Below are 18,573 nucleotides of genomic sequence, written 5' to 3'. Positions count from 1 at the left end.
ACCAGTAAACATATGTATGTAGCAAAAAGAGACGGTAGAAAAGAACCTGTGATGTTCGACAAAATCACAGCAAGGGTTAGAAAAATGTGTTATGGATTAAACAAAATTGTTGATCCAGTAAAAGTAGCAATGCGAGTTATTGAAGGATTATATGATGGTGTAACTACTTCAGAATTAGATAACTTAGCGGCAGAAATTGCAGCTACGATGACTACTGCACACCCTGATTATGCAAAATTAGCAGCAAGAATTGCCGTATCTAACTTACATAAAAATACAAAGAAATCGTTTTCTGAAACGATGACTGATTTGTACGAATATGTTAACCCTCGTACAGAAAAAAAATCACCTTTATTGGCTGATGATGTGTATGATATTATCATGAAAAATGCTGATAAATTAGATTCTACAATTATTTACAGCCGTGATTTTAATTACGATTATTTTGGTTTTAAAACGTTAGAACGTTCATACTTATTAAAGTTAAACGGTAACATTGTTGAGCGTCCGCAACAAATGTTAATGCGTGTATCTATAGGTATTCATAAAGAAGACATTGATGAGGCAATTGCTACATACGAGTTAATGAGTAAAAAATATTTTACCCATGCAACTCCTACCTTATTTAATGCTGGTACACCAAAACCACAAATGTCGTCATGTTTCTTATTGCAAATGCAAGATGATAGTATTGATGGTATTTACGATACGTTAAAACAAACAGCTAAGATTTCACAATCTGCAGGTGGTATAGGTTTGTCTTTACATAACATCCGTGCTACAGGAAGTTATATTGCTGGTACTAACGGAACGTCAAACGGAATTGTACCTATGTTACGTGTGTTTAACGATACGGCGCGTTATGTAGATCAAGGAGGAGGAAAACGTAAAGGTTCTTTCGCTATGTATTTAGAGCCTTGGCATGCTGATATTTATGATTTCTTAGATTTAAAGAAAAACCATGGTAAAGAAGAAATGCGTGCACGTGATTTATTTTACGCAATGTGGATTTCTGATTTATTTATGGAACGTGTACAACAAGACGGGGAGTGGACGTTAATGTGTCCACATGAGTGCCCTAATTTATATGATACTTATGGTAAAGAGTTTGAGCGTTTATATACAAGCTATGAGCAAGCAGGAAAAGGTAGAAAAACTATTAAAGCACGTGATTTATGGGAGAAAATCTTAGAATCACAAATTGAAACAGGTACACCGTACATGTTATATAAAGATGCAGCGAACCGTAAATCGAATCAAAAGAACTTAGGAACCATTCGTTCTTCAAATTTATGTACTGAGATTATGGAATATACTGCCGAAGATGAGGTAGCAGTATGTAACTTAGCATCTATCGCAATTCCAATGTTTGTTGGAGAAGACGAAAACGGAAACAAGTTTTTCGATCACGATAAATTATTTAAAGTAACTAAAAAAGTAATTAGAAACCTAGATACGGTTATCGATCGTAATTATTATCCAGTAATCGAGGCTGAGAATTCTAATACACGTCACCGTCCGGTAGGATTAGGAATTCAAGGATTAGCAGATGCTTTTATCATGTTACGTATGCCGTTTACATCAGATGAAGCAAAGAAGTTAAACCAAGAGATTTTTGAGACTTTATACTTTGCATCTGTAACTTCATCTATGGAGGTTGCAAAAGCAAAAGAACCATATTCAACATTTAAAGGATCACCAATGTCTGAAGGAGAGTTCCAACACAATATGTGGGGAATTAAAGACGAGGAATTAAGTGGTCGTTGGGACTGGAATGCCTTACGTAAAGAGGTTAAAAAGCATGGAGTTCGTAACTCATTATTAGTTGCTCCGATGCCTACAGCATCTACATCTCAAATTTTAGGAAACAACGAAGCGTTTGAACCTTACACTTCTAATATTTATACACGTAGAGTGTTATCGGGTGAGTTTATTGTTGTAAACAAGCACTTATTAGAAGATTTAGTAGAGTTAAACTTATGGGATAACAATATGAAAGAAGATATTATGCGTGCAAACGGATCTATTCAACATATTGATACAATCCCACAAGAATTAAAAGATTTATATAAAACAGTTTGGGAAATGAGTATGAAAGATATTATCGATATGGCACGCCATAGAGGATATTTTATCGATCAATCTCAGTCGTTAAACTTATTTATGAAAGACCCTGATTTTGCGAAGTTAACTTCAATGCATTTCTATGCATGGAAGAGTGGATTAAAAACAGGAATGTACTACTTACGTACAAAATCTGCTGTAAACGCAAAACAGTTTACTTTAAATGTAGAGAAAAAAGCTGATACAATTGAGGAAGATAAACCGATGAGTGCAGCAGAATTTAAAGCAATGGTAGATGCTTCTAAAAACGGAGCACCAGATGATGATTGCTTAATGTGCGGTTCTTAAACCAAAATTTAGATTAAAAGTGATAAAAGAGAAGTCGAAAGGTTTCTCTTTTTTAGTAAAAAAAAATGATGTTATCCATAATTGGTTTTTTTGTAGGTTTATATGTTTATGCAAGGAGAGTTGTAAAAAATGATATAATTAAGAGAAAGATAGACCGTGTTATAAATGGCACAAATAAAGCTCTTAGATTATATAAAGAAACTAAACCAAAAACAACTTTAAAAACCCTCAATAAGTTAAGTATTAAAGGAATTCTATTTTCATTGATATTATCTACAATTTCATTAATTTTTACTTTTGAAATAAAAAATGAATTATTAAAATTCATTACCCCAATATTTATCTTATCTGCTTTATTAGCTTTTTCAATTTCGTGGATACAAAAACATAAGGAAACTAGAAAAAATCTTTTTCTAAATATAAACATGTTAAGTTTGTTATTTGCGCCATCAATAGTTTACTATATAGGAGGCTACATACCAATTTTAAATATTGATATAAATAGAATATTTAAACCTTTAAATTACCTCATGGAAGATGTTGGTGTTTTTAACTTTCAATTGATTTGGATTTTAATGTTATTAGTAGTTTTTTATATAGGAGCTTTTGTAGTTGCTATACCAATATATACAGTTATATATATGTTAATATTAGTAACAGCTTTGTTTATCAAATTAATTGAAAAGTACATTGATAATAATATTTTAGATGCTATTTTTGGAACATTAACACTTGGAATTTTATTATATAAAATATTTTTATAACCTATGAACTGGGAACAATTACTTTCTTTAAAACGCTTTGGAGATACACAAAAGCGAGAACGAATAAAACAAGATGAAACCCGTTTAGGGTTCGAGGTAGATTTTGATAGAATTATATTTTCATCTGCTTTTCGTAGTCTACAAGATAAAACACAGGTAATTCCATTATCAAAAACCGATTTTGTACATACACGACTAACACACAGTTTAGAAGTGTCAGTAGTAGGAAGAACCTTAGGACGTAGAGTTGGTAAAGTATTGTTAGAGCGTCATCCAAATTTAAAAGACTTAGGATACACTTTTAACGATTTTGGAGCTATTGTAGCTGCAGCATCGGTTATGCATGATATCGGGAATCCGCCTTTTGGGCATTCAGGTGAAAAAGCTATTGGTGAATACTTTAAAACAGGTAACGGAGCAAAATACAAAGAGCAACTTACCGAAAAAGAATATCAAGATTTAATTGATTTTGAAGGGAATGCGAACGGATTCAAAATTCTTACAGAAAGTAACCAAGGAACTGAAGGTGGTTTACGTTTAAGTTACGCAACTTTAGGAGCATTTATGAAATATCCTAAAGAATCACTTCCTAAAAAACCTACAAAGCATATAGTTGATAAAAAATACGGGTTTTTTCAATCTGAAAAAGAAGCTTTTTTAGATGTCGCAAACGATTTAGGCTTACAACAAAAAGAAAGTGACGGAATCTCATTTTACCGTCATCCATTAGCATATTTAGTAGAGGCAGCAGACGATATTTGTTATACCATCATAGATTTTGAAGATGGGATTAATCTTGGTTTAATCGACGAAGACTATGCTTTAGAATATATGATTAAGTTGGTTAAAGATACTATTGATAGTAAGAAGTATCATTCGCTTCAATATAAAAAAGACAGAGTAAGTTATTTACGTGCTTTAGCAATTGGAGTGTTAATTAATGAGGCTGTAGATATCTTTTTGGCTAATGAACAAGCGATTTTAAACGGAAGTTTTGAAAAATCATTATTAGATAAATGTAAGTATGAAGCACAGATTAACGACATAATTAAAATTAGTGTTGATAAAATTTACAGGAGTAAAGATGTAGTTGAGAAGGAAGTAGCAGGATACAAAATTATTGCTGATTTATTAGATGTGTTTGTAACCGCTTTAAATAATAAATTTGAAGGTAATCAATCAAACTATGATAAACTAGTATTGAATTTACTTCCTAAAGAATATCAACAAGAAAAAGAAAACATATATGATAGAGTCATGCAGATAAGTGGTTTTATTGCCAGTTTATCAGATGGATTTGCAATACGATTACATAAAAAAATTAAAGGAAATATTATTTAACACCTGCTAATAGGTTGATTTTTAATTAATTTATTATGTTTGCGTTTCTTAATAAATAAGTAGGGTAAAGTAAAACCTACTTGTTATATATGTTATTAACTATTTTATTATGAATAAAAAAATACTCCTTCTTGGCTTATTAGCTATAACTTTATTTGGTGTTGTTTTTAAAACTATGGTCAGTAATGAGACTGAAGTTGAGAAATTAAGAAAACAACACACTGAGTTTTTAAAGAATCACCCATATCAAAAAACAGGAGAACTTCCTAAAAAAGAAAGAAAAGCACAAGGCTTACCGCCAAATGCATACTTTGAGCAAAAATATTTAAATGAAATTAATCCTGCTACTGGAAGGACTCATATAGAAAATGTTTTTAAACTTCAAAAACAATTAGATAAACAAAATGCATTTCAAAGAGCTCCCGGAGAAGTAGATAATAGCTGGGTTGAAAGAGGTCCAGATAATGTTGGAGGAAGAACCAGAGCGTTAATCTTTGACCCGAATGATTCTACCAATGAAACTGTTTTTGCAGGGGGTGTTAGTGGAGGTTTGTGGAAAAACACTAAAATATCTGATGCAAATAATAAATGGGTTCGTGTTGGTATACCTGAAAACCTAGCAGTTTCTTGTATAGCAGTGGATCCTAACAATTCTAAAATATTTTATGTGGGTACTGGAGAATCTTATGTAAATGGTAATATTAACGGTGATGGTTTGTGGAAATCAGTTGATGGAGGTAATACCTGGAAGAATATTTTTGGAGGCGTTACTGGAGAAAGTTTTTTAGATGCTAATTCTAAATTAACTATAAATTCACCAGCAGGAATTACAGGGGATTATATTTCTATTAGAACTACTAATTTTGGAGGGGTTATTACATCTGATATCACTAAAGATTTGATACTCGTTAGTGATGGGACTGGTAATACAGATGATGGTTGTGAAGCTGTAACTAATGCTAGTTTATTAAATGGTAAAATAGCAGTAGCAAGAAGAGGTTCTTGTAATTTTACCGCTAAAGCAAAAAATGCTCAAGATGCTGGTGCTGTTGCTATAATTATTGTAAATAATGTTGCAGGCGCTCCTTTTAATATGGCTGGTACTGATGCTACAGTTACTATACCTTCGGTGATGGTTAGTAAAGAAGATGGTGATGTAATTATTAATGCTCTTTCAGCTGGGGTTGTTAATGGAACATTAAGTAGAACAAGCAATAATGCTTCAAATGCTACATTAGTACCTGGAGTTCAACATATAAATGATGTTATTGTTAGAAATAATAATGGGGTTTCAGAAGTTTATGTTGCCGCTGGTGAAGCAGGATATACTGGAGGAGCATCCATAGGTGGTGATAGTATGGGAATGTATAAGTCAATAGACGGAGTTAATTTCTCAAAATTAGATATTCCAAAAACAGGAGCAGGAAATGAATATGAACCTAACAATTTAGAGATAGCATCAGATAACTCAATTTATTTAAGTTCTACTAGAAGTTTCACCTATGGAGATGGTGGAGGAGCTATTTTTAAATCTACTGATGGAATAAACTTTAATCTAAAACATACCGTACCTAATGGTAATAGGACAGAAATTGCTCTTTCCCCTTCGAATCCAGGAGTGATATATATATTGGCGCAAACAACTGTATCTAGTGCACCTGTAAAAATATATAAAACAACAAATGACTTGATAAATGTAAATGAATTGACTTTACCAAATGATGCAGATAATGGAATACCAGCGAATGATTTTACTAGAGGACAAGCGTTTTATGATTTACTATTAAAAGTAGACCCTAATAATGAGGATGTTATTTATATAGGGGGTATTGATTTATTTAAATCAGTAGATGGAGGTACTTCATGGAATCAAATATCAAAATGGTCTAACAATAATAATTTAGCTGCTTTATCTATACCAACAGTTCATGCTGATCAACATGGTTTAGCTTTTGCTTCTTCATCAAGAATGATTTTTGGTAATGATGGAGGTGTCTATTTTTCTAACGATTCAGGAACAAGCATTGATGCTAGAAATAAAAATTATAATACTCTTCAATTTTATACTATTGGTGTTGCACCTAGATCCGCGTTTAATAATAATGAATATTTTTTAGCTGGAGCTCAGGATAATGGTACTCAATTAATTGAAGCTGCTACAGCTGGGATTAATAGCTCTGTTAGAGCTCAAGGTGGAGATGGGGCTGCAAGTTTTTTCGATACTGATGGATCTGATAGATATTTGATTGCAAATTTTGTATATAATCAATCAATTAATTTATTTAATTATAATACTTCTAATTGGATAACCATAAATGATGAAAACTCATCTAATGGAGATTTTATTAACCAAGAAGAGTTAGATTCAAACCTTAATATTTTATATTCTAATTATTCAAGCGGTTCAAATTTCATAGTTAAAAGATATTCTAGCTTATTAGGAACAATTGAGAAAAATGATTTAACAAATTCTTTAATGAACGCTGAGCCTTCTTCTTTAAAAGTATCGCCATTCACTACAACTTCTAGTAAATTATATATAGGATTAAAAAACAGTAAATTACTAAGAGTTGAAAATGCTGATTCTGGTATTGGTGTTTGGACAGAAATTACTGGAGATAATTTTATTGGATCTATCTCTGATATAGAATTTGGAACTAATGAAAATGAAATTTTTGTTACCATGCATAATTATGGTGTAAAAAGTGTTTGGTATAGTAATAATGGAGGAACAAACTGGGTGAGTAAAGAAGGAGATTTACCTGATATTCCTGTTAAATCTATTTTACAAAGTCCTTATAATACAAAAGAAGTAATAATTGGTACTAATTTAGGTGTTTGGAAGACTAACAATTTTGATTCAAATTCTCCTAATTGGAAACGATCTCAAAATGGTATGAGTAATGTGCCTGTATTAGATTTAGACTTGAGAGATGATAATATTGTTTTTGCAGCAACTTATGGAAGAGGTATTTTTTCAGGTAAATTTTTATCACCAAATGAGGATGAAGATGGAGATGGTGTTAATAATAATGATGATAATTGTCCTTCGACAGCAAATGCTGATCAGAAAGATACTGATGGTAATGGAATAGGAGATGTTTGTCAAGACACAGATGGAGATGGAGTTTTAGATATTAATGACAATTGCCCTGAAAAACAAAATGCTGATCAGAAAGACACTGACGGTAATGGAATAGGAGATGTTTGCCAAGACACAGATGGAGATGGTGTTACTGATGATATTGATAATTGTATAAATGTTAAAAACCCAGATCAAAAAGATTTCAATAATGATGGAATAGGTGACGTTTGTCAAGATTCTGATGATGATACCATATTAGATATTGACGATAATTGCCCTTCAGTAGCAAATCCAGATCAAAAAGATACTGACGGTAATGGAATAGGAGATGTATGTCAAGATACAGATGACGATGGAGTTATTGATACAGATGATAACTGCATTACATTAGCAAATCCAGATCAAAAAGATACAGACGGAAATGGAGTAGGTGATGCTTGTCAAGATACCGATGGAGATGGAATAATGGATGATGTTGATAATTGTATTAACACTCCAAACCCAGATCAAGCAGATGGGAATAATGATGGGACAGGAGATGTATGTGATACTAGTTTTGCGAACCCAGATAATATTTCTGTTGTAACTACTTCTGAAACATGTGTAGGTGAAGATGATGGAAAAATAATAGTTACTATTAAAGAGACATTTGTTAACTATTCAGTTACTTTAGATGGAGCAAAACCTCAATCAATAACAGGAACAGCTACAACAACAACTTATGAAAATTTAAAACCAGGAGAATATGAAGTGTGTGTTACTGTTGATGGTAGAGATTATAAGCAATGTTTTGTAATTAATATTACTGAATCAGAGGCTATTTCACTAAGGGCTGCTAAAAATCAAGAATCTAGAGATTATACGATTACTATGAATTCTGGTACAGCACCTTATAATGTTTATTTAAATGGAAGTTTAGTAAATACATTTAATAATTCAACGTTTAGTGTAAAAGTTCAAAAGAGCGGTGTTTTAGAGGTAGGAACAGCAAAAGAATGTGAAGGAAAGTTTTCAATGGTTATTGATAATACTTTCTTAAAGAAAAATCCAGTTTCTAATAGTATTGATTTATTATTGCCAATTGACGCTGAATCTAATATTAAAGTTACAATATTTGATGTAACAGGTAAGGTTGTTTTAAAAGACAATATACAAAGACAAGGAAATGAGTTATCAATACCATTTAATGATTTTAAATCGGGTATTTACATTCTTAAATTAGGTAATGATAACACAAACACTTTTAAAATTTTAAAATAATGAGAAAAGTAATAAAAACAATAGCATTATTTTCACTTCCTTTATTCGTTGCTTGTGGAGGAGGAAGTAAAGAACCTGTTAATGAAGCACCAAGTAAGGTGAACTTGGTATATCCAACACCAAATTTATTATGTATAGATAATACAATAACTTTTGATTGGAGTGATGCTACAGATCCTAATAATGATAACATTAGTTATAAAGTAGAGATTTCTAAAAATAGAGAAATGTCTAATATTGTAAAATCTCAAACAGCGAGTACATCTCAAGTAAATATTACTTTAGATAAAGGAACTGCTTTATATTGGAGGGTTACTGCTATTGATGCTAAAGGTTTAGCAGGAGAAACATCTTCAGTAAATGCTTTTTATACGAAAGGGGAAGGAGAAACTAATTCTGCTCCTTTTACTGCAAAGTTGGTAAGTCCTTCAGATGAAAAATCAACAGATGCCAATGCTTCTAATCAAGTTGTTTTAACTTGGGAAGGAGCAGATTCTGATAATGATACCTTAAAATATGATTTGTTTTTTGGAGAAAGTTCTGATTTTACTTCAGCTTTTGAAGAAAATTTAACGACAGAATCAAAAGAAGTAACTGTTGAAAGTGGGAAAACATATTACTGGAAAGTAAATTCTATTGACCCATCGAATGCAAAATCGATTGGTCAAGTATGGAGTTTTACAGTTAACTAATACTGACTTTACTATATTAAAAAAAGCACCGAATACTATTTGGTGCTTTTTTATTTTTTAAAATATCATTACTTTTTTAGATGCTTTTCTGCCATTTTTTCTAATTCATCATACCAATTCTGTCCAAACTTTCTTATGAGAGCTTGTTTTACAAATTTATAAACAGGTACTTGTAATTCTTTTCCTAAAGAACAAGCATCATCACAAATTTCCCACTTGTGGTAATTTACTGCTGAAAATTCACTAAAATCTTTAACTCTCACTGGATATAAATGACAAGAAATAGGTTTTTTCCAATCCACTAATCCTTGATTATAAGCTTCTTCAATTGCACATAAAGCTGTTCCTTTGTCATCAAAAATAACATAGGCGCAGTCAGCATCATTAATCAAAGGAGTCTCTAATTCACCAAAATCACTTTTAATCCAAGTTCCCTGTTTTTCGATAGCATCAATACCTTCTTTGCGCAAAAAAGGCTTTACTTTTGGATATATTTTTTCTAAAATTTTAGTTTCCTCCTCTTCTAGAGGAGCACCAGCATCTCCATCAATACAACAAGCACCTTTACAAGCAGATAAATTACAAACGAATTCTTTTTCTATAAGGTCTTCAGAAACGATGGTTTTTCCTAATTGAAACATAAAATATATTTTAAAGTTAGAAGTTTACATAAACTTCATGTAAATTTAGATGCAAAAATACTAGATTGTAACATTACTTATCTAATTTTGTACCCGAAAAACAACATAATATGAATTTTAATTTAAAAGAAATCTTTACTGCCTTTATGGTATTGTTTGCTGTAATTGATATTGTTGGAAACATTCCTATTATTATAGATTTACGAAAAAAAGTAGGTCATATTCAATCTGAAAAAGCTTCAGTTATTGCTGGTTTTATTATGATTTTGTTTCTTTTTGTTGGAGAACGTTTATTAAGTTTAATAGGAATAGACGTGCATTCATTTGCAGTTGCAGGTGCTTTTATTTTATTTTTCATTGCTTTAGAAATGATTTTAGGAATTACCTTATATAAAGATGATGAAGATGAAACATTAACAGCAACAGTATTCCCTCTAGCCTTTCCTTTAATTGCTGGTCCAGGTAGTTTAACGACTTTACTTTCTTTAAGAGCAGAGTTTAACATTGGTAATATCATTATAGCAGTTTTGTTAAATGTATTGGTGATATATATAGTGTTAAAAACATCTTCAAAAATAGAGAAGATGATTGGTAATAATGGAATTAAAATAATCCGAAAAATATTTGGAGTAATATTATTAGCTATTGCTGTAAAATTATTTGCTACAAACATTAAGGTATTACTAGCATAATGATTTTTGATGTTTTAATTGTTGGAGGAGGAGTTTCAGGAATGCAATGTGCGTTGGTATTAGGATCTGCTCAAACAAAAGAGTATGCTAGAGATAAAAATATTGGTATAGTTCTACATCAACGATCATCTCATTTACAGAATGCATTATTTAATAATGTTTTAGGTTTAAGAACTGGAACTTTAGGAGAAGATATTTTAACTCAAGGTAAGGAGCAATTAAAAACTCAATATCCAGATGTAAATCAAATTGAAAACGAGAAAGTAATAGCCGTTTTAGATGACAAAGAAGGATATAAGGTAATCACAAATAAGAATGAATATTTGAGCAAAAATGTAGTTATAGCGCTTAACTATTCAAAACCATTTGAAATAAGTGGATTAGAACAATATATTGAGCCTCATATGAGAGCTAATTCAATGAAGGACAGGGTTCAATTGCGAAATTTTAACCATTTAATAAAAAAAGGTTTGTATGTTTGCGGAACTTTAGCGGGTTGGCGTAGTCAATTTGCTATCGCAGCAGGAAGTGGCGCAAGCGTTGCAACCGATATATTAACAGTTTGGAATAATCATATTCCGACGAAAGTACATGATAAAAAATAATTTTTTAAATATAAGAATGATGAAAAGAATATTAGTTTTAGGAATGATAATGTCATTATTCATTAATTGTGGGGGAAGTGATAGCGAAGTTGTACCACCCCCTTCAGAAGATAAGGTTACAGCAGTAAATGATTCTTTTCAAGCTGAAGAAAATACTTCAGTTGTATTACCCGATTTTTTAGCAAATGATACTTATACGGCAGGAAGCATTAAAATAACTTTTGAAACTACAACAACGAAAAATGGAAAAGTAGTTGAAAGTAATAATAAGTTCACATACACTCCGGCATCAGATTTTTTTGGAACAGATTCATTTAAGTATACTATTTGTAGTACAATTACAACTAATAGCTGTTCTACTGCTATAGTTACTATTGCTGTTAAAGAAGACACTTCAAACAATGGCGGGGGTAACAATGCTAATTTTACTATACCTTCTGCTTTACAAGCATATTATAACGATATAGACTTTAGTCTAACAGGTACTTCTTTAAAAGATGCTTTAGCTACTAAGGTGATTAACTCACACACAAATCCAGTTTCATCATATACACCAGGTGTTTGGAATGTTTTAAAACAATCAGATTTAGATCCATCAGATGACAGTAAAGTATTATTGATTTATGGTTATAATGATAATGACGGAAATTTAGTAACAGATAGAACTAGAGATAAAAATGAAACTGGTGGTACTCAAAATGAAGATTGGAACCGTGAACACGTCTATGCTAAATCATTAGGTACTCCAAAATTTGAGAATACTGACACACCAGGTTCAGACCCGCATCATTTAAGGGCTTCAGATGTTAAAATGAATTCTAATAGAGAAAATAAAAAATTTGCAGCTGGATCTGGTAATGCTGGTGACGTATCTGGAAATTGGTATCCTGGAGATGAATGGAAAGGTGATGTTGCTCGTATGATGATGTATATGTATCTACGTTACGGTAGCCAATGCTTACCTAAAAATGTAGCCGTTGGTACTGCTAATTCATCAGATGCTAATATGATTAACTTATTGTTAGAATGGAATAAAGAAGACCCAGTTTCTGAGTTTGAAAAGAACCGTAACAATGTCATTGCAAATGATCAAGGAAATAGAAACCCAATAATTGATAATCCTTATTTAGCAACTCTAATTTGGGGTGGAGATACAGCAGAGAATACTTGGGATTAACCATTAGTAAAAACAAAGGCAAGCTTACAGGATTGCCTTTGTTTTTACTTTATAAGTTCTACCAATTGGTAATTTGTAATTGGATATTATTACATAAGTTCCAGTAAACTTTTCAATCTTTTTACTATTAACAATATAAGATTTATGTATTTGCATGAATCCTTTTTTATTTAAGGATTCTTCCCATTTTTTTAACGAATCAATTATTGTTAATTTTTTGTTTTCTGTAAAGAAAGTCAGATAATTTCTATCAGACTCAATGTATAAAATATCCTCAAGAAATATTTTGTGTATTGTTTTATCAATGTTTAAAAGTATTACCTCTCTTTCTACAGTTTCTTCTTTTTTATTTAAACGCTTTTCTGCTTTTGTTATGGCTTTTAAAAAACGGTCAAAAGAAAAAGGTTTTACTAAATAATCTACGATGGTTTCTAATTCAAAACTTGAAACGGCATAATCAGGATATGCTGTTGTAATAATTATTTTAGGTGGATTTTTAACTGTTTTTATAAAATCTAAACCAGAAACATCAGGTAAATTAATGTCTAAGAAAATAACATCAACAGAGTTTTCTTTTAAGTAGCTATTAGCGCTTAAAGCTGTTTGAAATGTTTCTAATAAGTTAATGTCAGGTACTTTTCTGATATAACTTTTTAAAACAATTTGTGCAGGTAATTCATCTTCTATAATAATACAATTCATAGCTCTAATTTAAATCTAATTGTAATATTACTTTAAAATCTTTATTTTCTTCAATTACAAGATCATAACTATTTGGGTACAATAAGTCCAATCTTTTTCTAAGATTATTCAAACCTATGGTGTCATTATCATTCTTTTTATTAGCGTCAAAGCTATTAGAACAAATACAGGTTAACCTACCTTTTTCTACATTAATGTCTATAAAAATAGTGCTATTTATAACACTATGTTTAAATGCATTTTCAATAAGTGTAATTAATAATAAAGGTGCGATTGAATGTTTATCAGAATCTATTGTTGTTTTATAGTCAATTTTCTTAATTCCTTCAGTTCTTATTTTTTGAAAAGCTACATAGTTATCTATAAACTGTATTTCTTTATGTAATGCGACCTTTTTAGTGTTGCTTTCATATAAAACATGCTTAAGGTTGTCTGATAATTTTAAAATTAAATCTGGAGCTTTATTTGGCTTTTCAATAGCGTAAGAATAAATGGTATTTAAGTTGTTTAGTAAAACATGCGGATTGATTTGTGATTTCAAAAACTTCAATTCCATTTCTGTTCGTTCTTGCTGAATTTGTTCTACTTCTTTAGATTGGTCGATATACCTAAAAAGCATCCATATAAAAGAGAAAAACAAAAGCGGAGTTATGGTTTGCCACAAATAATCACTTAAACATTTCATTATTGTACAACCACATCGAGTAAAAACATAACAATATAACTGAGTTGCTAAGAAAGAAATTAGTATAAAAATGAAACCGTAAAAAACGTACCATTTCTTTTTAACAAAAAAAGGAAGTAGTACCTGATTATTAGTATAAACAATAACCACCAAAATAAAAAAATACTGTAAAAAAGGGTTTTCTGCCCAATAGTATTGAGTAAAAACAAATAGCGAGATAAATGTAAATAACGACCAAAATAAAATATGAATTAAAATTTCGGCACTATGTTTTTTTATAAAGTCCATATACAATACCTCAAAATAAGTAATTTATAAACAGTATTCAAAAAATGAAGTACAAACAACATGTTCTTCGGTACGAAATACAACCTCATAGTTGTTTAAATAAGTTTATGTGCTGTATGTACTATTTATTTTTATAGGATGATTGATATCTAGTAGTTTCGAAGAAAATAAACGGAATACTAACTTAAATTAACTAAAAATGAAAAGAATTGTATTATTAATCGCAATTGGTTTATCTACGTTTATGATAAACGCACAAGAATTAAAATTTGAAACAGCTTCAATTGATTATGGAAAGATAAATCAAGGAGAAGATGGAGTTAAAGTATTTGAATTCAAAAATGTTGGTGACGCGCCTTTAATTATTAAGGATATAAAATCTACTTGTGGATGCACAGTTCCTAAAAAACCAGAAAGACCAATTATGCCTGGAGAAAAAGGGCAAATAGAAGTTTCTTATGATACCAAGAGACTTGGTGGATTTTCAAAAGCTATCACAGTAATTTCTAATGCAAAAACATCAAGAAAAATGCTAAAAATTAAAGGTTATGTAGAAAACAAATCTGCAGTAGCTGTAAACTAAAAATAAAAACCCCGAGTTTTAACTCGGGGTTTTTTATATATAAAAGATAGTCTATCCTTTTAAGCTTGCCTTCATAAACTCGGTATTCATACGAGCAATGTTTTCTAAAGAAATTCCTTTCGGACATTCAATTTCACAAGCTCCAGTGTTGGTACAGTTACCAAAACCTTCTTCGTCCATTTGCTTTACCATGTTTAAAACACGATCAGTAGCTTCAACTTGTCCTTGTGGTAATAAAGCATATTGTGATACTTTAGCTCCTACAAATAACATAGCAGATGAGTTTTTACAAGTAGCAACACAAGCTCCACAACCAATACAAGTTGCTGCATCCATTGCTTTATCAGCATCTTCTTTTGGAATTAAGATTGCATTTGCATCTTGTGTATTACCAGAAGTATTCACAGAAATATATCCACCCGCTTGTTGAATACGTTCAAAAGAACTTCTATCAACTACTAAATCTTTAATTACTGGGAATGCAGCTGCTCTAAATGGTTCAATTGTAATCGTGTCACCATCTTTAAACATACGCATATGTAACTGACAAGTAGTTACACCTCGATCTGGTCCGTGAGCTTCACCGTTAATATACATTGAACACATACCGCAAATTCCTTCACGACAATCATGATCAAAAGCAACAGGTTCTTCACCTTGGTTAATTAATTGTTCGTTTAATACGTCCATCATTTCTAAGAAAGACATATGTTCAGAAATATCGGTAACTTTATAGTCTACCATTTTTCCTTTATCGTTCGCTCCTTTTTGTCTCCAAATGCTTAGCGTAAGATTCATGTTACTCATATCTTTTCTTATTTGTATGAACGTTGTTTCAATTCAATATCGTTAAACTCTAATTCTTCTTTATGTAAAACTGCATCAGCAGGTTCTCCTTTGTATTCCCATGCAGCAACGTAAGCATAATCTTTATCATTACGTTTAGCTTCACCTTTTTGTAATCCGTCTAATTCAACAGATTCTTCTCTAAAGTGACCACCACAAGATTCGTTTCTATTTAATGCATCCTTAGCAAATAATTCACCTAATTCTAGGAAATCAGCTACTCTACCAGCTTTTTCTAGTTCAGGATTCATTTCGTTAGCATCACCAGGAACAGTTACATTTTTCCAGAAATCTTCACGTAAAGCTTTAATTTCAGCCATAGCTTCTTTTAAACCTTGTTCGTTACGCGCCATTCCACATTTTTCCCACATGATTTTTCCTAATTTCTTGTGGTAATAATCTACAGAATGTTCTCCTTTATTGTTAACGAAGAAGTTGATACGCTCAGTTACTTCCTTTTCAGCCTCATCAAATTCTTTAGTATCTGTTGGTATTTTTCCTGTACGAATATCATCAGATAAATAATCTCCAATAGTGTAAGGTAATACGAAATAACCATCAGCTAAACCTTGCATTAAGGCTGAAGCTCCTAAACGGTTAGCACCGTGATCAGAGAAGTTTGCTTCACCGATACAGTATAATCCGTTAACAGTTGTCATTAAGTTATAATCAACCCAAACACCACCCATTGTATAGTGCGTTGCAGGATAAATCATCATTGGAGTTTCGTATGGATTGTCATCTACAATCTTCTCATACATTTGGAATAAGTTTCCGTATTTTGCTTCTACGATCGCTTTACCTAAATCATATATTTCTTTGGCAGTTGGATTTGTAACATGCTTTAATTTAGCTTGCTCTTTTCCATAACGTTCAATAGCTGATTTAAAATCTAAATAAACAGCTTCACCTGTTGCATTTACTCCGTAACCAGCATCACAACGTTCTTTTGCTGCACGAGAGGCAACATCACGTGGTACTAAGTTACCAAATGCAGGATATCTTCTTTCTAAGTAGTAATCTCTTTCATCTTCAGACAAATCGGTTGGTTTTTTACGACCTTCTCTAATTGCCATTACATCATCCATACTTTTAGGAACCCAAATACGACCATCGTTACGTAACGACTCAGACATTAAGGTTAACTTAGATTGATAATCACCAGAACGAGGAATACACGTTGGGTGAATTTGTGTATAACAAGGGTTAGCGAAATACGCTCCCTTTTTATGAATTTTCCAAGCAGCAGTTGCATTAGAACCCATGGCATTGGTTGATAAGAAATATACATTTCCATATCCACCAGAAGCAATTACTACCGCATGAGCTGAATGACGTTCAATTTCTCCAGTAACTAAGTTACGAGCAATAATTCCACGAGCTTTTCCATCAACAATAACAACATCTAACATTTCGTGACGATTGAACATTTCAATCTTTCCACGAGCAATTTGACGGTTCATTGCTGAATACGCTCCTAATAATAACTGTTGACCAGTTTGTCCCTTAGCATAAAAAGTTCTCGAAACTAATACACCACCAAACGAACGGTTATCTAACTGACCTCCATAATCACGTGCAAAAGGAACTCCTTGAGCCACACATTGGTCGATAATATTTGCTGAAACTTGTGCTAAACGATATACGTTTGCTTCACGAGAACGATAATCTCCACCTTTTACAGTATCGTAAAATAAACGGTAGAAAGAATCACCATCTCCTTGATAATTTTTTGCAGCGTTAATTCCCCCTTGAGCAGCAATAGAGTGCGCTCTACGTGGAGAATCTTGATATGCAAATGCTTTTACATTATATCCTAATTCAGCTAAGGTTGCTGAGGCAGAACCTCCTGCTAAACCTGTTCCTACAACAATAACGTCGATTAAACGTTTGTTGGCTGGATTCACTAAATCGATATGATCTTTATAATCTGTCCACTTATCTTTTAATGGACCTTTTGGTACTTTTGAATCTAAAATTGCCATAGTTAAGTGGTTTTATTAGTGATTGAAATGGTGAAATAACGCAATAATGATAAACCCTACAGGAATACCAATTGCGTAAATTTTACTGAATGTTTTCAATCCTTTTGTATACTTATTGTTTGCTCCAACTGATTGGAAAGCAGAGTTAAATCCGTGTAATAAGTGCATTGCTAAAAACACAAATGCTATTATATAAGCACCTACTCTAATAGGGCTTAAAAACTTGTGTTGTAATTCATGGAAGTATCTAAATTCACCATCGTGTAACCCACTCCAATCGCCTTGAATGAACTTGGTATTGATTTCAGGAAACCAAAAATCGATAAAGTGTAATACTACGAATGCTAAAATTGCTAAACCAGACCAAATCATGTTTCTACTCATCCAAGTAGAATTAGCAGCTCCGTTGTTTTTAGCATAGCTTACCTTACGAGCACTTTTGTTTTTTAATTCTAGAATGAATCCCATTACAAAGTGAAAAACTACACCAAAAATCAAGATAGGTTGCATAACATATTGTACCAAACCATTGGTTCCCATAAAATGAGAAAGCTTGTTAAATGTTGCTCCGTTATCAGGAAAAATAGAAGTGATGTTTATTGCAAAATGTTGTAATAAGAAAAACATCAGGAAGAATGCCGAAAGTGCCATGGCAAATTTTCTTCCGATAGAAGATTTTAATAATCCCATTATTTTGTTTGTTGATTAAATAATAAACACAAATTTAAGGGGTACAGGCTACTTGCACAAACTTTACGAATTCTTTTCTTAAATATTTAGAATGGGTTTAAATAGAAAAGGGAATAATTAGCTTT

15 protein-coding genes are annotated in these 18,573 nt (G+C 31.7%); 9 read left to right on the top strand and 6 right to left on the bottom strand.

What is annotated here, in order from left to right:
• Positions 1-12 precede the first annotated feature (12 nt).
• The 5 genes from H3Z83_RS09245 to H3Z83_RS09225 all read left to right on the top strand — a co-directional run bounded on the left by H3Z83_RS09245 (position 13) and on the right by H3Z83_RS09225 (position 9,554).
• Positions 13-2,412, top strand: a complete 2,400-nt coding sequence (locus H3Z83_RS09245) for a ribonucleoside-diphosphate reductase subunit alpha (protein WP_182125204.1) — start codon at positions 13-15, stop codon at positions 2,410-2,412.
• Positions 2,413-2,477: 65 nt separating this feature from the next.
• Positions 2,478-3,176, top strand: coding sequence for a hypothetical protein (locus tag H3Z83_RS09240; RefSeq protein WP_182125203.1), 699 nt, complete (start codon positions 2,478-2,480; stop codon positions 3,174-3,176).
• Between the two features lie 3 nt (positions 3,177-3,179).
• Positions 3,180-4,517, top strand: a complete 1,338-nt coding sequence (locus H3Z83_RS09235; RefSeq protein ID WP_182125202.1) for a deoxyguanosinetriphosphate triphosphohydrolase — start codon at positions 3,180-3,182, stop codon at positions 4,515-4,517.
• A 109-nt stretch (positions 4,518-4,626) separates the two neighbouring features.
• The gene (locus H3Z83_RS09230) at positions 4,627-8,862 is read left to right on the top strand and encodes a thrombospondin type 3 repeat-containing protein (RefSeq protein WP_182125201.1); all 4,236 of its coding nucleotides are present in this window, start codon (positions 4,627-4,629) and stop codon (positions 8,860-8,862) included.
• On the top strand, positions 8,862-9,554 hold the full coding sequence (locus H3Z83_RS09225) for a fibronectin type III domain-containing protein (protein WP_182125200.1): 693 nt from the start codon (positions 8,862-8,864) through the stop codon (positions 9,552-9,554). Before H3Z83_RS09230 ends, H3Z83_RS09225 begins: the two co-directional genes overlap by 1 nt.
• Before the next feature lie 68 nt (positions 9,555-9,622).
• Here H3Z83_RS09225 and H3Z83_RS09220 read toward each other — a convergent pair whose 3' ends face one another.
• Positions 9,623-10,195, bottom strand: a complete 573-nt coding sequence (locus H3Z83_RS09220) for a DUF3109 family protein (protein ID WP_182125199.1) — start codon at positions 10,193-10,195, stop codon at positions 9,623-9,625.
• 110 nt (positions 10,196-10,305) lie between these two features.
• On the opposite strand from H3Z83_RS09220, the gene H3Z83_RS09215 reads away from it, so the two are divergent.
• The 3 genes from H3Z83_RS09215 to H3Z83_RS09205 are packed head-to-tail and all read left to right on the top strand — an operon-like array spanning position 10,306 to position 12,669.
• Positions 10,306-10,887 carry a MarC family protein gene (locus tag H3Z83_RS09215; protein ID WP_182125198.1) on the top strand — a complete coding sequence of 194 codons (582 nt, stop codon included), beginning with the start codon at positions 10,306-10,308 and terminating at the stop codon, positions 10,885-10,887.
• The gene (locus H3Z83_RS09210; protein ID WP_182125197.1) at positions 10,887-11,492 is read left to right on the top strand and encodes an NAD(P)/FAD-dependent oxidoreductase; all 606 of its coding nucleotides are present in this window, start codon (positions 10,887-10,889) and stop codon (positions 11,490-11,492) included. The genes H3Z83_RS09215 and H3Z83_RS09210 overlap by 1 nt, the downstream gene beginning before the upstream one ends.
• A 19-nt stretch (positions 11,493-11,511) precedes the next feature.
• Entirely contained in the window at positions 11,512-12,669 is a 1,158-nt protein-coding gene (locus H3Z83_RS09205; RefSeq protein ID WP_182125196.1) for an endonuclease, read from the top strand.
• 24 nt (positions 12,670-12,693) lie between these two features.
• On the opposite strand, the gene H3Z83_RS09200 is transcribed toward H3Z83_RS09205, so the two are convergent.
• Both H3Z83_RS09200 and H3Z83_RS09195 read right to left on the bottom strand, forming a co-directional pair.
• Positions 12,694-13,371, bottom strand: a complete 678-nt coding sequence (locus H3Z83_RS09200) for a LytR/AlgR family response regulator transcription factor (RefSeq protein ID WP_182125195.1) — start codon at positions 13,369-13,371, stop codon at positions 12,694-12,696.
• A gap of 4 nt (positions 13,372-13,375) precedes the next feature.
• A complete protein-coding gene (locus H3Z83_RS09195) occupies positions 13,376-14,056 on the bottom strand; it encodes a sensor histidine kinase (RefSeq protein ID WP_246337523.1) in 681 nt (226 codons plus the stop codon).
• A gap of 487 nt (positions 14,057-14,543) precedes the next feature.
• Between H3Z83_RS09195 and H3Z83_RS09190 the strand changes: the two genes are divergently transcribed.
• Complete coding sequence (locus H3Z83_RS09190) at positions 14,544-14,927, top strand: DUF1573 domain-containing protein (protein WP_182125193.1); 384 nt, start codon at positions 14,544-14,546, stop codon at positions 14,925-14,927.
• A 51-nt stretch (positions 14,928-14,978) separates the two neighbouring features.
• Here the strand turns inward: H3Z83_RS09190 and H3Z83_RS09185 are convergent, their stop codons facing one another.
• From H3Z83_RS09185 to H3Z83_RS09175, 3 genes are read right to left on the bottom strand one after another with little or no spacing between them, the layout of a single operon-like run.
• Positions 14,979-15,734 (bottom strand): succinate dehydrogenase/fumarate reductase iron-sulfur subunit, encoded by a 756-nt coding sequence (locus H3Z83_RS09185; protein WP_182125192.1) that lies wholly within the window; start codon positions 15,732-15,734, stop codon positions 14,979-14,981.
• An 8-nt stretch (positions 15,735-15,742) separates the two neighbouring features.
• Positions 15,743-17,758 carry a fumarate reductase/succinate dehydrogenase flavoprotein subunit gene (locus tag H3Z83_RS09180; protein WP_182125191.1) on the bottom strand — a complete coding sequence of 672 codons (2,016 nt, stop codon included), beginning with the start codon at positions 17,756-17,758 and terminating at the stop codon, positions 15,743-15,745.
• Positions 17,759-17,773: 15 nt separating this feature from the next.
• A complete protein-coding gene (locus tag H3Z83_RS09175; RefSeq protein ID WP_182125431.1) occupies positions 17,774-18,451 on the bottom strand; it encodes a succinate dehydrogenase cytochrome b subunit in 678 nt (225 codons plus the stop codon).
• Positions 18,452-18,573: the final 122 nt, after the last annotated feature.

The organism is Tenacibaculum pelagium (assembly GCF_014062345.1).
Lineage (GTDB): Bacteria > Bacteroidota > Bacteroidia > Flavobacteriales > Flavobacteriaceae > Polaribacter > Polaribacter pelagius.
Note: the sequence above shows the minus strand (reverse complement) of the source record. Positions and strands in the feature narration are given on the sequence as shown.